This window comes from Azospirillum ramasamyi (genome assembly GCF_003233655.1).
In the GTDB taxonomy this organism is placed as follows: Bacteria; Pseudomonadota; Alphaproteobacteria; order Azospirillales; family Azospirillaceae; genus Azospirillum; species Azospirillum ramasamyi.
Window position 1 is genome coordinate 2,476,265 of the sequence record NZ_CP029829.1, and the last position, 16,292, is coordinate 2,492,556.

Annotated in this window: 16 protein-coding genes; 6 read left to right on the plus strand and 10 right to left on the minus strand. The window is 67.8% G+C overall.

What is annotated here, in order from left to right:
* Positions 1-18: 18 nt before the first annotated feature.
* Together DM194_RS11610 and DM194_RS11615 are read right to left on the minus strand one after the other, a co-directional pair.
* Positions 19-1,056, minus strand: a complete 1,038-nt coding sequence (locus DM194_RS11610) for a PstS family phosphate ABC transporter substrate-binding protein (protein WP_176581421.1) — start codon at positions 1,054-1,056, stop codon at positions 19-21.
* Between the two features lie 139 nt (positions 1,057-1,195).
* Positions 1,196-2,761 carry an ATP-binding protein gene (locus DM194_RS11615; RefSeq protein WP_246024209.1) on the minus strand — a complete coding sequence of 522 codons (1,566 nt, stop codon included), beginning with the start codon at positions 2,759-2,761 and terminating at the stop codon, positions 1,196-1,198.
* A gap of 171 nt (positions 2,762-2,932) precedes the next feature.
* Between DM194_RS11615 and DM194_RS11620 the strand changes: the two genes are divergently transcribed.
* Positions 2,933-3,538 carry a helix-turn-helix domain-containing protein gene (locus tag DM194_RS11620; protein ID WP_111067944.1) on the plus strand — a complete coding sequence of 202 codons (606 nt, stop codon included), beginning with the start codon at positions 2,933-2,935 and terminating at the stop codon, positions 3,536-3,538.
* An 11-nt stretch (positions 3,539-3,549) separates the two neighbouring features.
* A complete protein-coding gene (locus tag DM194_RS11625; RefSeq protein ID WP_246024210.1) occupies positions 3,550-4,143 on the plus strand; it encodes a GNAT family N-acetyltransferase in 594 nt (197 codons plus the stop codon).
* Positions 4,144-4,200: 57 nt separating this feature from the next.
* Here the strand turns inward: DM194_RS11625 and DM194_RS11630 are convergent, their stop codons facing one another.
* The gene (locus tag DM194_RS11630; protein ID WP_111067458.1) at positions 4,201-6,465 is read right to left on the minus strand and encodes an NADP-dependent malic enzyme; all 2,265 of its coding nucleotides are present in this window, start codon (positions 6,463-6,465) and stop codon (positions 4,201-4,203) included.
* Between the two features lie 331 nt (positions 6,466-6,796).
* On the opposite strand from DM194_RS11630, the gene rph reads away from it, so the two are divergent.
* Genes rph through DM194_RS11650 form a run of 4 tightly spaced genes read left to right on the plus strand, consistent with a single transcriptional unit; the run spans position 6,797 to position 9,829 of the window.
* Positions 6,797-7,516, plus strand: coding sequence for a ribonuclease PH (rph, locus tag DM194_RS11635; protein WP_111067948.1), 720 nt, complete (start codon positions 6,797-6,799; stop codon positions 7,514-7,516).
* 26 nt (positions 7,517-7,542) lie between these two features.
* Positions 7,543-8,142, plus strand: a complete 600-nt coding sequence (gene rdgB, locus DM194_RS11640; protein WP_111067950.1) for an RdgB/HAM1 family non-canonical purine NTP pyrophosphatase — start codon at positions 7,543-7,545, stop codon at positions 8,140-8,142.
* Positions 8,130-9,299, plus strand: coding sequence for a radical SAM family heme chaperone HemW (hemW, locus tag DM194_RS11645; protein WP_111067459.1), 1,170 nt, complete (start codon positions 8,130-8,132; stop codon positions 9,297-9,299). Before rdgB ends, hemW begins: the two co-directional genes overlap by 13 nt.
* A 35-nt stretch (positions 9,300-9,334) precedes the next feature.
* Positions 9,335-9,829, plus strand: a complete 495-nt coding sequence (locus DM194_RS11650) for a dihydrofolate reductase (protein ID WP_111067460.1) — start codon at positions 9,335-9,337, stop codon at positions 9,827-9,829.
* Positions 9,830-9,883: 54 nt separating this feature from the next.
* Here DM194_RS11650 and DM194_RS11655 read toward each other — a convergent pair whose 3' ends face one another.
* The 7 genes from DM194_RS11655 to DM194_RS11685 form a co-directional block, all read right to left on the minus strand.
* Positions 9,884-10,795 carry a ParB/RepB/Spo0J family partition protein gene (locus tag DM194_RS11655; protein ID WP_111067461.1) on the minus strand — a complete coding sequence of 304 codons (912 nt, stop codon included), beginning with the start codon at positions 10,793-10,795 and terminating at the stop codon, positions 9,884-9,886.
* Complete coding sequence (locus DM194_RS11660; RefSeq protein ID WP_111067462.1) at positions 10,792-11,589, minus strand: ParA family protein; 798 nt, start codon at positions 11,587-11,589, stop codon at positions 10,792-10,794. The genes DM194_RS11655 and DM194_RS11660 overlap by 4 nt, the downstream gene beginning before the upstream one ends.
* Positions 11,590-11,654: 65 nt before the next feature.
* Positions 11,655-12,269 carry a 16S rRNA (guanine(527)-N(7))-methyltransferase RsmG gene (rsmG, locus tag DM194_RS11665; protein ID WP_111067463.1) on the minus strand — a complete coding sequence of 205 codons (615 nt, stop codon included), beginning with the start codon at positions 12,267-12,269 and terminating at the stop codon, positions 11,655-11,657.
* A complete protein-coding gene (gene mnmG / locus DM194_RS11670; protein ID WP_162630006.1) occupies positions 12,266-14,146 on the minus strand; it encodes a tRNA uridine-5-carboxymethylaminomethyl(34) synthesis enzyme MnmG in 1,881 nt (626 codons plus the stop codon). The genes rsmG and mnmG overlap by 4 nt, the downstream gene beginning before the upstream one ends.
* Positions 14,147-14,261: 115 nt before the next feature.
* Entirely contained in the window at positions 14,262-15,590 is a 1,329-nt protein-coding gene (mnmE, locus tag DM194_RS11675) for a tRNA uridine-5-carboxymethylaminomethyl(34) synthesis GTPase MnmE (RefSeq protein ID WP_111067465.1), read from the minus strand.
* 9 nt (positions 15,591-15,599) lie between these two features.
* On the minus strand, positions 15,600-15,959 hold the full coding sequence (locus DM194_RS11680; RefSeq protein ID WP_111067466.1) for a (2Fe-2S) ferredoxin domain-containing protein: 360 nt from the start codon (positions 15,957-15,959) through the stop codon (positions 15,600-15,602).
* Positions 15,956-16,207, minus strand: a complete 252-nt coding sequence (locus DM194_RS11685; RefSeq protein WP_014249167.1) for a DUF6489 family protein — start codon at positions 16,205-16,207, stop codon at positions 15,956-15,958. Before DM194_RS11685 ends, DM194_RS11680 begins: the two co-directional genes overlap by 4 nt.
* Between the last annotated feature and the right edge of the window lie 85 nt (positions 16,208-16,292).

Genomic DNA, 16,292 nt, shown 5'->3' on the forward strand with positions numbered 1-16,292 from the left:
CGGAGGGAGACAGGATGGTCAGAACCGCAGCGGCGTCAGGCCGACCGCCTGGATGCGGGCGGTATCGCGCAGCCCCTTCGGCTCCGGGATCAGGCCCTTGTCGACCAGATAGCCGTCCTCTCCCACCGCGCGTTCGGAGGTGTATTCGCCGATGAATTCTCGGATCCCCGGAATGACGCCGGCATGGGCGGTCTTGACGTAGATGTAGAGCGGACGCGCCAGCTCATACCTGCCGGCCGCCACCGTCTCCGCCGTCAGCTCCACCCCGTTCATCGGCGCCGCGCGCAGGGTGTCGCGGTTCTGGTCGAGATAGCTGTAGCCGAACACGCCGAAGGCATTGGGGTTGGCGGTCAGCTTCTGGACGATCAGGTTGTCGTTCTCGCCGGCCTCGACATAGGCGCCGTCCTCGCGGATCGTCATGCAGGCACGCTCGCGCGCCTTCTCGTCGGGAACCGCCCCGGCGACCTCGGCCACCTTGTTGCAGCCCTCCAGCATCGCCAGTTCGTTGAAGGTGTCGCGGGTACCGGAGGTGGGGGGCGGGCCCAGCACCTCGATCGCCGCCTGGGGCAGCGACGGGTCGATGTCCGACCACAGCTTGTACGGGTTGGCGACCAGGGCGCCGTTCACCGGCACCTCCTTGGCCAGCGCCTTCCACAGCACGACGGTCGACAGCGACACCGGCGCCGCCTTCTTGGACGAGGCCAGCGCGATGCCGTCATAGCCGATCTTCAGCTCGGTGATCGTGGTGACGCCGTTGGCGGCGCACTGGTCGACCTCCGACTTCTTGATGCGGCGCGACGCGTTGACGACGTCGGGATGGGCCGGGCCGACGCCGGCGCAGAACAGCTTCAACCCGCCGCCGGTGCCGGTGGACTCGACCACCGGCGTCTTGAACTTGCCGGTCTTGCCGAAGGCTTCGGCCACCGCGGTGGTGAAGGGGAAGACGGTGGAAGAGCCGACCGCGCGGATCTGGTCGCGCGACTGCGCAGAAGCTGGGGCGGCGGTAAGGATAGCACCCAATCCCAGGCCCAAGGCGGTCACGGCGTAGACATGCATCCGGGTGGTCACGGGTGCCCTCCTTGGGGAAACGGAGACTGGTCCATCGGAATGGCGCGGACCATAGACCCGGAGGGAGACCGCATGATTGCGTTTTTATGACACTTTCATGACACGGTCACGGAGTACCGCGCCATGCCTATACCACGCCAAATCCTCTCTCTCCCTGAGGGGAAAGGGGAGTTTGGAGGGAGGAAGAGGCAGCCTCTCCCGCCGCGGGCAGATAGACGGTGAAGGCGCTGCCCACCCCGACCTCGCTTTCGATGGTCAGACGGCCGCGGTGGCGGTTCAGGATGTGCTTGACGATGGCGAGCCCCAGCCCGGTGCCGCCCATGGCGCGGGACCGCGCGGCGTCGACGCGGTAGAAGCGTTCGGTCAGGCGGGGCAGGTGGGTGCGGGCGATGCCGTCGCCATGGTCGCGCACCGACACCGACACCATGGATGTGCCGCCCCGCACCGCGCGCTTGTCCTTCGCCGTGGCCCCGGCGGGCGTTGGCAGCCCCGCAAAACCAACCGCCGCGCCGTCGGCCAGCGCCACGGTGACGATCACGTCGGTGGCCTCGCGTGTGTATTTGATCGCGTTGCTGACCAGATTCTGGAAGACCTGGGTCAGCTGGTCCTCGTCGCCGACGACATAGGGCAGGGCTTCCGGCGCTTCCAGCCGCAGGCGGATGCGGCGCTGGGCCGCCTTCAGTTCCAGCGCGGCGATGACGTTCTCCAATTCCTCCACCACATCGACCCGGCCGCTGGGCGGCATATGCTCGTCCAACTCGATGCGGGAGAGGGACAGCAGATCGTTGACCAGCCGGGTCATGCGGCTGGCCTGGTCGTGCATGATCGACAGGAAGCGGTCCTGCGCCTCGGGATCGTCGCGCGCAGGACCGCGCAGCGTTTCGATGAAGCCCAGCAGCGATGACAGCGGCGTGCGCAGTTCGTGGCTGGCGTTGGCGATGAAGTCGGCGCGCATCTGCTCCGACCGGCGGGCGGCGGTGACGTCGTGCAGGGTCAGGATCGCCATGCGGGCGACGGTGTGCGGACGCGGCGCCGGATCCTCCTTGATCTCTCCGTCCAGCAGGGAAGGGTCGGGTTCCGGCACCAGCCGCTGGAAGGGCTTCACCTGCGCCTCGAAGCTGCGCTCCACCGGGACCGGCAGCGTGAATTCGATGATGCGCGACGCACCGCCGCGCAGGACCGAATCCACCGCCTCCAGCACCGCCGGGGTGCGCAGGGAGGAGGCGAGGTCGCGGTCCACCACCTTGTCGCCGAACAACTCCCGCGCGGACTGGTTGGCCCGTACCACCTGCCGCTCCGCATCCATCAGCAGCAGCGGGGCGGGCAGGGCGTCGATCACCGCTTCATTCGCCTCCAGCTGCATCCGCACGCGTTCCGCCCGGCGCAGGCCGACCCGGTGCAGCCGGCCGACGGTCGCGGTCAGCGCCTTCAGGGCGGGCGGCGTGCCGGCCGGGGCCAGCGGCTCGTCGGCTTCCGCCAGCCGCGCGGCGTAATCGGTCACCGCATCGGCATCGCGCCGGTGGCTGCGCAGGACCAGCACCGCGCCGGTCAGCGCCAGCGCCGCCGCCGCCAGAGCCAACCCGCCATGCAGCGCCCCGACATGCACCGCCCAGGCCAGCACGACCAGCAGGGGCGCCAGCATCAACAGGATCGCGGTCAGCAACGGGGTGGGCGGCGACGCCTTCGGGCGCATGGGAACGGCACCGGATCTGAGGGTGGCGGGACAGGCAACGTGACGTTCAGCCCTTCTACACCATCGTCACGCATGCGGCGCGGCGGTCATAAAAGATTCATGGCCGGAGCTATGGCCGCAGCCACGCGGTCCTTCGTTGACTCCAATATAATGGAACTTCATTCTATGATCATGGAGAACACGAAAACCGACATCGTCGGCCGCCTTGCCACCCGCCTGCGCGCCTTGCGGGCGGAGCAGGGATTGACCCTCGACGGACTGGCGGAACGGGCGGGGGTCAGCCGCTCGATGATTTCACTGGTGGAGCGGGGGGAGAGCAGCCCGACCGCCTCCGTCCTGGACCGGCTCGCCGCCGGATTGGGCGTGACGCTGGCCGCCTTGTTCGCGCAGGCCGAGCGGCAGGACGCCTCTCCGGTCGCCCGACGTTCCGACCAGATCGCCTGGACCGACCCCGCCACCGGCTACCGCCGCCGCAACCTGTCGCCGCCGGGCTTCCCGTCGCCCATCGAATTGGTGGAGGTGGAGTTGCCGCCGGGCGCCCGCGTCTTCTACGACAGCGGCAACCGCGCCGCGACGGTGGAGCAGCAGATCTATCTTCTGGACGGCGCCATGGACCTGACGGTGGGGGAGGCGACGCACCGGCTGTCCGCCGGCGACTGCCTCGCCATGCGGCTGGACCGGCCGACCGGCTTCCACAATCCGACCGACCGGACGGCCCGCTATATCGTGGCGCTGACCACCGACGGGCGCCCTGTCTTAAACACCGTTAAACGCTGAAGGAGCACGCCATGGACAGCACTTGCGTCGGTTCCGGCCGCGAGAACGGAGCGAGCGGGACAGCCGTCGAGTTTACCGCCAGGATTGCCGCCATCACGGTCCGCATGCTGTCGGCCGCCGATGCCCGTGCCGCCGTGCCGGAGTTGACCGACGTGCTGCTCGATTGCGTGGCGGGCGGTGCTTCCGTCAGCTTCATGGCATCGCTCGATCGGGCCACCGCCGAAGGCTTCTGGCGCAACGTGGCGCTGGAGGTGGAGCAAGGCAGCCGCATCCTGCTGGTGGCCGAGGACGGGGAGGGCGTGCTGGGCACCGTCCAGCTGGTCGTCGCCCAGCCGCCGAACCAGCCGCACCGGGCCGACCTGTCCAAGATGCTGGTCCACCGCCGCGCCCGCCGCCGCGGTGTCGGCGCCGCCCTGATGAAGGCCGCCGAGGACGCCGCCCGCGCCGCCGGCAAGACCCTGCTGGTGCTGGACACCGCCTCCCCCGATGCCGAACGCCTGTACGCACGCGCCGGCTGGGTGAAGGTCGGCGTCATCCCTAATTACGCCCTGTGGCCGCAGGGCGGGTTCTGCGACACCACGTACTTCTACAAGGCGTTGGAGTGATGAATGAATCTCCTTCTCCCGTTGGGGAGAAGAAGATTCCAGAAGGGACGTCTTACCTCACCAGGGCAGCGAGTCATGCGCCGCCAGGGCAGCGGCGGTGACGATGTCGTTGACCGAAGCGCCCATGGTGACGATCTGCGCCGGCTTGTCCAAACCGATCAGCAACGGGCCGATCATCTGACCGCCGGCCATCTTGTTCAGCAGCTTGGCCGAGATGTTGGCCGAATGCAGGCCGGGCATGATCAGCACGTTGGCCGGGCCGGACAGCCGCGAGAACGGATACACCCGCTTCATCAGCTGGTAATCCAGCGCCACGTCGGCCGACATCTCGCCGTCATACTCGAAATCGACCCGGCGGCTGTCGAGGATCGACAGGGCTTCGCGCAACGGGTCGGTGTTCGGGTGCGGCGTCTGGCCGAAGTTGGAGAAGGACAGCAGCGCCACCCGCGGTTCATGCCCCATCTGCCGGGCCTTGGCCGCGGCGCCGACGGCGATGTCGGCCAGCGTCTTGCCGTCGGGACGGACATGGACGGTGGTGTCGGCGATGAAGACGGTGCGGTTGCGGGTGATGAACAGGTGCAGACCGAACACCGGCTCGTTCGCCTTCGGGTCGATGACCCGGCGGAGTTCCTCGTACGCGACGCCGAAGCTGCGGGTCAGGCCGGTCACCATGGCGTGGGCGTCGCCCTGGGCCACCATGCAGGCGGCGAAGACGTTGCGGTCCTGGTTGACCATCCGCTGGCAATCGCGCAGCAGCGCGCCCTTGCGCTGCAGGCGGCGGTAGAGATGGTCGGCATAGCGGCGGTTGGCGTCCGACAGGCGGGCATTGTGGATTTCGAACTGGACGTTGGGCTGGCCCATCGCCGTCAGCTGTTCCCTGATCACCTCCTCGCGGCCGATCAACACCGGCGTGCCATAGCCGTGGGCGCGGAAGGCCATGGCGGCGCGGATCGTCCGTTCCTCCTCGCCCTCGGCGAAGACGACGCGGCGCGGGTTGGTCCGCACCTTCTCCAAGATCAGTTCCAGGCTGTCCGCCGTCGGGTCCAGACGGGTGCGCAGGGAATGCTTGTAGCTGGTCAGGTCCAGGATCGGCTTGCGCGCCACGCCGCTTTCCATGGCGGCCTGGGCGACGGCGGCCGGGACGGTGACGATCAGGCGCGGGTCGAAGGGCACCGGAATGATGTAGTCCGGTCCATAGCGCAGCCGGCGCCCGGAATAGGCGGCGTCGACCTCGTCCGGCACGTCCTCGCGCGCCAGCGCCGCCAGCGCCTTCGCCGCGGCGACCTTCATCGCCTCGTTGATGGTGGTGGCACGGACATCCAGCGCGCCGCGGAACAGGTAAGGGAAGCCCAGGACGTTGTTGACCTGGTTCGGGTAGTCGGAACGGCCGGTCGCCACGATGGCATCCGCGCGCACCGCCTTCACCTCCTCCGGCGTGATTTCCGGGTCGGGGTTGGCCAGCGCGAAGATGATCGGCTTGGCCGCCATCGACTTCACCATCTCCGGCGTCATCGCCCCTTTGGCCGACAGGCCGACGAACACGTCGGACCCGGCCACCGCCTCTTCCAGCGTGCGCTTGTCGGTATCGACCGCGAAGGACGACTTCCACTGGTTCATGCCGTTGGTGCGGCCGCGATAGACCACGCCCTTGGTGTCGCACAGGATGATGTTTTCACGTGAAACACCCATCGTGCAGAACAGCTCGGCGCAGGCGATGCCCGCCGCCCCGGCGCCGTTCACCACCATCTTCACGTCTTCGATCTTGCGCCCGGTGATGTCGCAGGCGTTGATCAGCCCGGCGGCGGCGATGATCGCGGTGCCGTGCTGGTCGTCATGGAAGACCGGGATGTCCAGCAGTTCGCGCAGCCGTTCCTCGATGATGAAGCAGTCGGGCGCCTTGATGTCTTCCAGGTTGATGCCGCCGAAGCTGGGGCCGAGGAAGCGCACGCAGTTGACGAACTCGTCCACGTCGCGGGTGTCGACCTCCAGGTCGATGCCGTCGACGTCGGCGAAGCGCTTGAACAGCACCGCCTTGCCTTCCATCACCGGCTTGCCGGCCAGAGCGCCGAGGTCGCCCAGCCCCAGCACCGCCGTGCCGTTGGAGATGATGGCGACGATGTTGCCCTTGGCCGTGTAGTCGTAGGCGAGGGACGGATCCTCGGCGATGCGCAGGCAGGGGACCGCCACGCCGGGCGAATAGGCCAGCGCCAGATCGCGTTGGGTGGTCAGCGGCTTGGTCGGGGTGATTTCCAGCTTGCCGGGCCGGCCGCTGGAATGCAGCAGCAGGGCCTCTTCGTCGGTGACGCGCTTGGTATCGGACATGGATGTCGTGTTCCTCAACGGAGTGTGCAGCCCGTCGGTCGTCGTTGATGCCTTTTTGTGCGGTGCGCTGCCGACGGTGGGGCAGCGATGGTATACGCCGAACGCGCAACTCGCCAAGCCTCGATCGCCTCCATTTTGTACGAATCATGCATTTTCCTGCTGATTAACGACATATTCAGTTTGTTTGTCCTCCCATCAGATTCCGGTTCTTCCACTGCAGGGCAGCGCTCGCGCATCGGTGCTGGACGGCGGGAAAGACGCCATGCTGGACGGGACCGGGCAGAGCCGTTAGCTTGCCGCCGGATCAAAAACGACCTTCGGAATGATGCCCATGCGCCCCTCCGGCCGCGCCTTCGACCAACTGCGCACCGTCTCCCTCGAAACCGGCTTCAGCCGCTATGCCGAGGGCTCCTGCATGGTACGCTTCGGCAACACCCATGTGCTGTGCACGGCCAGCGTCGACGAAACGGTGCCGCGTTTCCTGAAGAACACCGGGCTCGGCTGGGTCACCGCCGAATACGGCATGCTGCCGCGCTCCACCCACAGCCGCACCGACCGCGAGGCGGCCAAGGGCAAGCAGTCCGGCCGCACCCAGGAAATCCAGCGCCTGATCGGCCGCGCCCTGCGCGCCGTCACCGACCGTTCGGCGATGGGCGAGAAGCAGATCAAGATCGACTGCGACGTCATCCAGGCCGACGGCGGCACCCGCACCGCCGCCATCACCGGCAGCTATGTCGCCCTGCATCTGGCCTTCCAGCACCTGATGCAGATCGGCGCGCTGAAGACCATGCCGCTGACCGATCAGGTCGCCGCCGTGTCCTGCGGCCTGTACCAGGGCAACGCCGTGCTCGACCTCGACTATGACGAGGACTCCAAGGCGCAGGCCGATGCCAACTTCGTCCTGACCGGCAAGGCCGGCATCGTCGAAATCCAGGGCACCGCCGAGGAAACCCCGTTCTCCGAGCCGCAGTTCATGGAGCTGCTGGCGCTCGCCCGCAAGGGCGTGAACGAACTGGTGGCGTTGCAGAAGCAGGTTCTCGGCATCAAGTAAGGCCGCATCAGCCAGAGGTTATGACCATGTCCGCTCCCCGCCGCTTCACCGGCGACACCCTCGTCATCGCCAGCCACAACAAGGGCAAGGTGCGCGAGATCGCCGACCTGCTCGGCCCCTATGTCGCCACCTTCACCTCGGCCGGGGAGCTGGGCCTGCCCGAACCGGAAGAGACCGGAACCACCTTCATCGCCAATGCGGAGCTGAAGGCCAAGGCCGCGGCCGCCGCCGGCCATGTCGCGCTCGCCGACGACAGCGGGCTGGTGGTGCCGGCGCTGAACGGCGATCCCGGCATCTATTCCGCCCGCTGGGCCGGCCCGGCCAAGGACTTCGCCATGGCGATGCGGAAGGTCGAGGACGGTCTTGCCGGCAGCACCGACCGCAGCGCCTATTTCGTCTGCGCGCTGTCGCTCGCCTGGCCGGACGGCCATGTCGAGACGGTGGAGGGCCGCTGCTACGGCACGCTGGTCTGGCCGCCGCGCGGTCCGCATGGCTTCGGCTATGACCCGATGTTCCTGCCGGACGGCCACGGCCTGACCTTCGGCGAGATGGACCCGTTCAAGAAGCACGAGATGAGCCACCGCGCCGACGCCTTCCGCCAGTTGGTGGAGCGGTGCTTCCGGTGAGTGCGTCCGATCCTGGTTTCGCCGTCTACGTCCATTGGCCCTTCTGCAAGTCGAAGTGCCCGTACTGCGATTTCAACAGCCATGTCCGCGAGCGCGTCGATCATGACCGCTGGCGGGCCGGGCTGCTGCGCGAACTGGATCATTACGCCGACCTGACGGCCGGGCGCACCGTCACCTCGATCTTCTTCGGCGGCGGCACCCCGTCGCTGATGGAACCGGCGACGGTCGGCGCCATCATCGACCGCGTCGCGGAACGCTGGCAAATCGCCAAGGGGCTGGAAGTGACGCTGGAGGCCAATCCGACCTCCGTCGAGGCCGACAAATTCCGCGCCTTCCGCACCGCCGGGATCAACCGCGTTTCCCTCGGCATTCAGGCGCTGGACGACGCCAGCCTGAAATTCCTCGGCCGTCAGCATAACGCGGCGGAGGCCACCGGCGCCATCGAACTGGCCGCGCGGACCTTCGACCGCTTTTCCTTCGACCTGATCTATGCCCGTCCCGGTCAGACGGTGGCGGCCTGGCAGGCGGAGTTGGCGCGGGCGCTGGATTACGCCGTCGGCCATCTCTCGGTCTATCAGCTGACGATCGAGGAGGGGACGGCCTTCTACCCGCTGCACGCCCGTGGCGATCTGGTGCTGCCCGACGAGGAGTTGGCCGGCGATCTCTACGAGGCGACGCAGAGCCAGCTGGCGGCGGCGGGGCTGCCGGCCTACGAGATTTCCAACCACGCCCGTCCGGGCGAGGAAAGCCGTCACAACCTGACTTATTGGCGCTATGGCGATTATGTCGGCATCGGTCCCGGCGCACATGGCCGGCTGACGCTGGACGGCGACAAGTTCGCGACCCGCGCCCACCGTGCCCCGGAAATCTGGCTGGAACGGGTGGAACGCGACGGCCATGGCGCCGCCGTTCCCAGCCCGATCGACCGCGATGCCCGCGGCACCGAGTTGCTGATGATGGGGCTGCGCCTCCGCGAGGGGGTGCGGCTCGCCCGGCTGACGGAGGAAACCGGACGGACGCTGGACGATTTCGTCGAGCCGGCGGCGTTGTCCCGCCTGATCGAAGGCGGTTTCCTTACCCGCGACGCGGATCGGGTCTCTGCGACATCGGAAGGGCTACAGCGACTGAACGCGGTACTCAGCGCGATTTTAGCGTAAGATTTCCCCGGTTCCGAACCGGGAAAGGGCAGGGGATGCGCATCAGTCTGATTGTGGCCGCTGCGATGAACGACGTGATCGGCCGCGATGGCCGGTTGCCCTGGCATCTTCCCGGCGATCTGCGCCGGTTCAAGCAGCTGACCCTGGGCAAGCCGGTGCTGATGGGCCGCAAAACCTGGGAGTCTCTGCCGCTGCGCCCGCTTCCCGGCCGCGACAACCTCGTCGTCAGCCGTCGGGCAGCGGTCGGCGAGCGGGATGGCGCCCGCTGGTTCTCCGGGTTGGGAGCCGCCATATCCTGGGCCCAGGAATCCGGTGCGGCGGAACTCTGCGTCATCGGCGGCGCCGCGCTGTTCCGCGAGACCCTGCCCATCGCCGATCTCCTGCACCTGACCCGCGTGGAGAGCGCGGTGCACGGCGACACGGTGATGCCGCCCATCGGTGCGGAATGGGCCGAGGTGTGGTCGAGCGCGCCGATGGAAGAGAATGGGCTGTTCTACCGCTACATCGATCTGGAGAGGGTACGGGGGTAGGGGGGAAGTGCCCCCCACCCCCATTAAACCGGCGGTCCCCTTCGACCGCTGGACTTACTCTTCCCCACCCAGACGGTGCAGAACGTCGTCCAGCTGGTCGAGCGTCTGGTAGTGGATGGTGATCGTGCCGCGCTGACCCTGGGGATTGATCGCGACCTTCAACCCGATGCGGGCGGAGATCTCCTCCTCCAGATTGATCAGGTCGACATCCTTCATCGCCGGGGCGGCGCCGGTTCCATCATTCGCGCCCTTGCCCTTCCTGGCCTTGGGCTGGTCGCCCCGCATCAGGTCTTCGGTCTGGCGGACATTCAGGCCGCGCGTGATCACCTCGCGGGCGACCGCGGCCGGATCCGGGGCGGTCAGCAGGGCGCGGGCGTGGCCGGCGGTCAGCGCGCCTTCCTGCACCATCGACTTGACCGGGTCGGGCAGAGCCAGCAGGCGCATCATGTTGGCGACATGGCTGCGGCTCTTGCCGACGGCGCGGGCCAGATCCTCCTGCGTGTGCTCGAACTCCTCCATCAAGCGGCGGTAGCCTTCCGCCTCTTCGAGAGGGGTCAGATCCTGGCGCTGGATGTTCTCGATCAGCGCGATTTCCAGCGCCTCGCGGTCGCTGAGATCGCGGATGATGACCGGCACCTCGTGCAGGCCGGCGACCTGCGCCGCGCGCCAGCGGCGTTCGCCGGCGATCAGCTCGTAGGAATTCGCATCCTCGGAGTCGCGGCGGACCAGCAGCGGCTGCAGGATGCCCTTGTCGCGGATGGACTCGACGAGGCCGCTGATCGCCTCCTCGTCGAACTTCCGCCGCGGCTGGTATTTGCCCGGATGGACGAACTCGATCGGCACCTGCTTGGACTGCCGCACCTTGTCGAGCGCCGAATAATCCTCGGTAGCCTCGCCGAACAGGGCGGAAAGGCCGCGGCCCAGGCTGGCGCGGCGGGCGCCACCTTGTTTGGTGTCGTCGATCATGCGGTCAGTCTCTTCTCACGGCGCAGCACCTCGCCCGCCAGATGGATGTAAGCCTGGGATCCGGGGCAGCGCATGTCGTAGATCAGCACCGGCTTGCCGTGCGACGGCGCCTCGGAAACCTTGACGTTGCGCGGGATCACGGTGTCGTACACCTTCTCCCCGAAGAAGCCGCGAACGTCCGCCGCCACCATGTCCGACAGGTTGTTGCGCTTGTCGAACATGGTCAGCACGACGCCGTGGATGTCGAGGTTCGGGTTGAAGGCGCGCTTCACCCGCTCGATGGTGCGGACCAGATGGCTGAGACCCTCCAGGGCGTAGAACTCGCACTGCAGGGGGACCATCACGGCATGCGAGGCGACCAGGGCGTTCAGGGTCAGCAGACCCAGCGCCGGCGGGCAGTCGATCAGGACGTAGTCGTATTCCAGCGCGCTGTTGGCGACCGCCTCGCGCAGGCGGAACTCGCGCCGTTCGGCGCCGACCAGCTCGATTTCCGCACCCGACAGGTCCACCGACGAGGTGATGATCGACAGGTTCGGCACCGAGGACGGGGTGGCGGCATCCTCCAGCGACACGTCGTCGAACAGCACGTCATAGATGCCGATGCGCCGGTCGGAGCGTGGAATGCCGAGGCCGGTGGACGCATTGCCCTGCGGGTCGAGGTCGATCACCAGCACCCGCTTGCCGATGACGGCGAGCGCGGTGGCGAGGTTGATCGTCGTCGTGGTCTTGCCCACGCCGCCCTTCTGGTTGGCAATCGCAACCACACGGGCAAGGGGACGGGTGACGGCGGACATGGCAGCCTCTCGGGGGTCCGGTTGGCGGGAGGAGGGCGGAGGAACAACAGTGTCAGGCACGGTCTTCACGCACGCTCAAGATGACTCACACGCAGGATGGTTCCGCTCGGATCGGTGCGGCTGTCGAAGCGCTCGGCACGCATTGTCCAGTATCGGGTGGCGGCGGTCAATTCGTCGTCCAGGGCCGCGCCCTTGAGGAACAGACACTTGCCGCGCGATCCGATGAAAGGATGAGCCCAGCCGAAGAGGTCGGCCAGCGGCGCCAACGCTCGGGCGGTGACGACATCGGCCTCGATCCCGGTGACGGTTTCGATCCGCTTGGTGTGGACGGTGACCGGCGCTTCGCAGACGCGGGCGACCTCGCGCAGAAAAGCGCATTTGCGCACGTCGCTCTCGATCAGATGCACCTGCGGCACACCGAGGATGGCGAGCACCAGGCCGGGGAAGCCGGCACCGCTGCCGAGATCGACCAGCACCCGCGTGTCCTCCGGCAGCAGCGGATAAAGTTGGGCGGAGTCGAGAAAGTGACGCTTCCAGGCATCGGGCAGGGTGGAAGGACCGACCAGATTGATCTTCGGCTGCCACTTGCGCAACAGCGCCTCGTAGGCGATCAGGCGGTCGAGTGTTTCACGTGAAACGCCGGTGGCTTCCTGAAACGCAACGGAGTCGAACCTGCTCATTCCGCCGCCACCCCGGACGCAATCCCGTCGCGACGCTTCACATGACGGAGCAGGGCGACGAGGGCCGCCGGGGTCATTCCGGGAATGCGGGCCGCCGCACCCAAGGTCGCCGGGCGCGACTGGCGCAGCTTCTGGCGGATTTCAGCGGACAGGCTGCCGATGCCGTCGACATCCAGATCGTCGGGGAGCGCGAGGGACTCGTCCTTGCGGAAGGCGCGGATATCCGCCTCCTGCCGGCCGAGATAACCGGCGTATTTGCCGTCGATCTCCAGCTGCTCGGCGATTTCCGGCGCGATCTCGCCCAGCTCCGGCCACAGGCGGGTCAGCGCCGCGAGGTCGATGTCGGGATACCGCAACAGGTCGGCGGCGGAGCGGCGCACGCCGTCCTGATTGACCGCGACGCCCTGGCGGGCCAACTCGGCCGGGGTTGCCTGCAGCGCGGCGACCAGGGCACGGCCGGCGGACAGGGCGGCACTTTTGGCGGCGAAGACATCGCGGCGCTCCGACCCGACGCAGCCGATGGCGACGCCCTTGTCGGTCAGCCGCTGGTCGGCGTTGTCGGCGCGCAGCAGCAGCCGGTATTCGGCGCGCGAGGTGAACATGCGGTAGGGTTCGTTGGTGCCCCGGCCGATCAGATCGTCGATCAGCACGCCGATATAGGCGTCGGCACGGTCGAGGACGAAGCCCTCGCGGTTGCCGCTCGCCGCCAGCGCGGCGTTGATGCCGGCCATCAGGCCCTGGGCCGCCGCTTCCTCATAACCGGTGGTGCCGTTGATCTGGCCCGCCAGGAACAGACGCGGCGCCCGGCGTGTCTCCAGCGTCGGCTTCAGCTCGCGCGGGTCGACATAGTCGTATTCGATGGCGTAGCCGGGGCGGATCATCACGACCTTCTCCAGACCCGGCATGCTGGCGAGGATGCCGAGCTGCACGTCGCGGGGCAGGGAGGTGGAGATGCCGTTCGGATAAACGGTGGGATCGTCCAGCCCTTCCGGCTCGAGGAAGATCTGGTGCTTCTCCTTCTCGGCGAAGCGGACGACCTTGTCCTCGATGGACGGGCAATAGCGCGGACCGGTGCCGGTGATCTGCCCGGAATACATCGGGGCGCGATGCAGGTTGGCGCGGATCAGCGCATGGGCCTCCGCGGTCGTCCAGGTGATCGCGCAGTCGATCTGCGGCGTGTCGATCCGCTCCGTCATGTAGGAGAAGGGCGGGGGCGGAGTGTCGCCCGGCTGCTTCTCCAGCGCATCCCAATCGATGGTGCGGCCGTCGAGGCGCGGCGGCGTGCCGGTCTTCAACCGGCCGAGCGGGAAGCCCAGCCGGGCCAGCGTGTCGGACAAGCCGATGGAGGGCTCCTCGCCGACACGGCCGGCCGGCGTGCGCTCCTCGCCGATGTGGATCAGGCCGCGCAGGAAGGTGCCGGTGGTCAGCACCACGGCGCCGGCACGGATGGACTCGCCGGCGCCGGTGACGACACCGGTGATCCGCTGATCGGCATCGACGATCAGGTCCTCCGCACCGCCGGCTTCGATGAACAGGTTCTCCTGCTCGGCCAGCAGCGACTGCATCGCCCGACGATAGAGCTTACGGTCGGCCTGGGCGCGCGGGCCGCGGACGGCGGGGCCCTTGCTGCGGTTCAGGATGCGGAACTGGATGCCGCCGCGGTCGATGGCCTTGGCCATAACGCCGTCCAGCGCATCGATCTCCCGCACCAGATGGCCCTTGGCCAAACCGCCGATGGCGGGGTTGCAGGACATCTCGCCGATGGTTTCGACCTTGTGGGTCAGCAGGAGCGTGCGCGCACCCATGCGCGCTGCCGCCGCAGCCGCCTCACAGCCGGCGTGACCGCCGCCGACAACGATGACATCATAGCTTCGCATGTGCGGGACCATAGCCGAACGGACGCGGGGATCCAAGAGGCGGAGCGGGATATCGTGGGGTGGGTTATGGGCAATCGCGTCACCACCCCACCGCTGTTTCACGTGAAACACGCCCTCACTTGCCGATACAGAAGTCCCGGAAGATCACGTCCAGCAAGTCTTCCACATCCACCCGGCCGGTGATGCGGCCAAGCGCCCGGCTGGCGAGCCGAACATCCTCCGCCGCCAGTTCGGGCAACGGTGCGTGCAGCGCCCGCAGAAGCGACTCCCGGCACTCCGTCAACGCCGCGCGGTGGCGCGCCCTGGTCAGGGAGGGAGCGCTGCCGATGGCGAGCCGATCCGCACTGTAGGCCGTCAGCTTCTCTTCCAGTTCCTTCAACCCGGACCCGGTGTGGGCGGAAACCAGGATCGGGGACAGATCCGGCCGCAGATCGCCGGCGGTCGCGAGGTCGGTCTTGTTGAACACCACCACGGTGTCGCGGTCGATCAGGCCCAGCGTCGCCGGATCGAGGTCGGGCAGGGTGGTGGCGTCGAACACCGCCACCTTCACGTCGGCGCGCGACGCCCGGTCGCGGGCGCGGCGGATGCCTTCCTCCTCCACCTCGTCGGCGGCGGCCTCCCGCAAGCCGGCGGTGTCGGCCAGCACGACCGGATAGCCGCCGAGGTCGAGATGCACCTCGATGATGTCGCGGGTGGTGCCGGCGCGGGCGGACACGATGGCGGCGTCGCGGCGGGCGAGGGCATTCAGCAGGCTGGACTTGCCGGCGTTGGGCGCACCGACGATGGCGATGTGCAGCCCTTCGCGCAGCCGTTCGCCCCGGCCGCCGTCGTCGAGATGCGCGGCGATCTCGCCGGCCAGCCCGGCGATCACCGGACGGACGGCGTCGGCGACGCCGCCGGGCAGATCGTCCTCGGCAAAATCGATGTCCGCCTCGATATGGGCCAACGCGCGGGTCAGCCGCTCGCGCCAGCCGTCATAGAGCCGGCCGAGCGCACCCTCCATCTGCCGCAAGGCCTGACGGCGCTGGGCATTGGTCTCGGCATCGATGAGATCGGCGACCGCCTCGGCCTCCGTCAGGTCGAGCTTGCCGTTCTCGAAGGCGCGGCGGGTGAACTCGCCCGGTTCGGCCAGCCGCAAGCCCGGCAGGGTGGCGAGCGCCTCGATCACGCCGGTGACGACCGCGCGGCCGCCATGCAGGTGCAACTCCACCACATCCTCGCCGGTGAAGCTGGCGGGTCCGGTGAAGCGCAGCACGAGAGCGTCGTCGAGCATGTCGCCGGTCCTCGGGTCGCGCAGCTTGGTCAGCACGGCACGGCGTGGCGCGGGCAGGGGCCGGCCGGTCAGCGCGGCGAGGGCGGATCCGGCTTCGGGCCCGGAAATGCGAACCACCGCCACACCGGATCGGCCGGGGGCGGTGGCGAGCGCAAAGATGGTGGTGAACATCGGAGTGGATCAGCCGCGCTGCTCTGGCCGCAGCTCCCGCTGCTCCGTCGTCAGCATCAGCCGCTCGACACGGCGGCCTTCGATCAGATGGGTCTGCAGGATTTCCTCGACGTCGGCGGTGCTGTGATAGGTGTACCAGACGCCTTCCGGGTAGATCACCAGCGTCGGACCCAGTTCGCAGCGATCGAGGCAACCGGCGGAATTGATCCGCACCTTGCCGTCGAGGCCGAGTTCGCGGGCACGGGCCTTCATATAGTCGCGCAGCTTCTCCGAGCCGTGGGCGGCGCAGGACCCCCGCCTGTGCCCTTCGGGGCGGCGGTTGGTGCAGCTGAAAACATGGGCTTCGAAATACGGCTTCGGATCGGTCACTTTCTTCCTTCCTGTCCCAGCGCCGAAGCCATCTGGGACCAAAACATCTTCTGCATCTGCTCCATGCCCTGGATGCCGGCGGGAAGCCAGGTCTTCAGCATGGTCTCCGGGTCCATGGCCTGGAGGTTCGCGCGCATCCGCTCCTGAATCTCGTGCATCATGGCATCCTGCATCGGCTTCACGTCGGGCAGGCCGAGGAAATGCCGGGCCTCGTCCGGGGTGCAGTCGATGTCGACGGTGATTTTCATGGGACCCCCTCCAGACCCGGATCGGATGCCTGACCCACACTTCCAAGGATCCGGCAACGGTCCAGGCATTGGCCGTGTTGATTTT

What these genes read in the sequence shown, in the direction of transcription:
- DM194_RS11610 (WP_176581421.1), bottom strand. Translation starts at nt 1,056, where the DNA reads ATGCATGTCTACGCCGTGACCGCCTTGGGCCTGGGATTGGGTGCTATC.
- DM194_RS11615 (WP_246024209.1), bottom strand. Translation starts at nt 2,761, where the DNA reads ATGCGCCCGAAGGCGTCGCCGCCCACCCCGTTGCTGACCGCGATCCTG.
- DM194_RS11620 (WP_111067944.1), top strand. Translation starts at nt 2,933, where the DNA reads ATGGAGAACACGAAAACCGACATCGTCGGCCGCCTTGCCACCCGCCTG.
- DM194_RS11625 (WP_246024210.1), top strand. Translation starts at nt 3,550, where the DNA reads ATGGACAGCACTTGCGTCGGTTCCGGCCGCGAGAACGGAGCGAGCGGG.
- DM194_RS11630 (WP_111067458.1), bottom strand. Translation starts at nt 6,465, where the DNA reads ATGTCCGATACCAAGCGCGTCACCGACGAAGAGGCCCTGCTGCTGCAT.
- rph (WP_111067948.1), top strand. Translation starts at nt 6,797, where the DNA reads ATGCGCCCCTCCGGCCGCGCCTTCGACCAACTGCGCACCGTCTCCCTC.
- rdgB (WP_111067950.1), top strand. Translation starts at nt 7,543, where the DNA reads ATGTCCGCTCCCCGCCGCTTCACCGGCGACACCCTCGTCATCGCCAGC.
- DM194_RS11650 (WP_111067460.1), top strand. Translation starts at nt 9,335, where the DNA reads ATGCGCATCAGTCTGATTGTGGCCGCTGCGATGAACGACGTGATCGGC.
- DM194_RS11655 (WP_111067461.1), bottom strand. Translation starts at nt 10,795, where the DNA reads ATGATCGACGACACCAAACAAGGTGGCGCCCGCCGCGCCAGCCTGGGC.
- DM194_RS11660 (WP_111067462.1), bottom strand. Translation starts at nt 11,589, where the DNA reads ATGTCCGCCGTCACCCGTCCCCTTGCCCGTGTGGTTGCGATTGCCAAC.
- rsmG (WP_111067463.1), bottom strand. Translation starts at nt 12,269, where the DNA reads ATGAGCAGGTTCGACTCCGTTGCGTTTCAGGAAGCCACCGGCGTTTCA.
- mnmG (WP_162630006.1), bottom strand. Translation starts at nt 14,146, where the DNA reads ATGCGAAGCTATGATGTCATCGTTGTCGGCGGCGGTCACGCCGGCTGT.
- mnmE (WP_111067465.1), bottom strand. Translation starts at nt 15,590, where the DNA reads ATGTTCACCACCATCTTTGCGCTCGCCACCGCCCCCGGCCGATCCGGT.
- DM194_RS11685 (WP_014249167.1), bottom strand. Translation starts at nt 16,207, where the DNA reads ATGAAAATCACCGTCGACATCGACTGCACCCCGGACGAGGCCCGGCAT.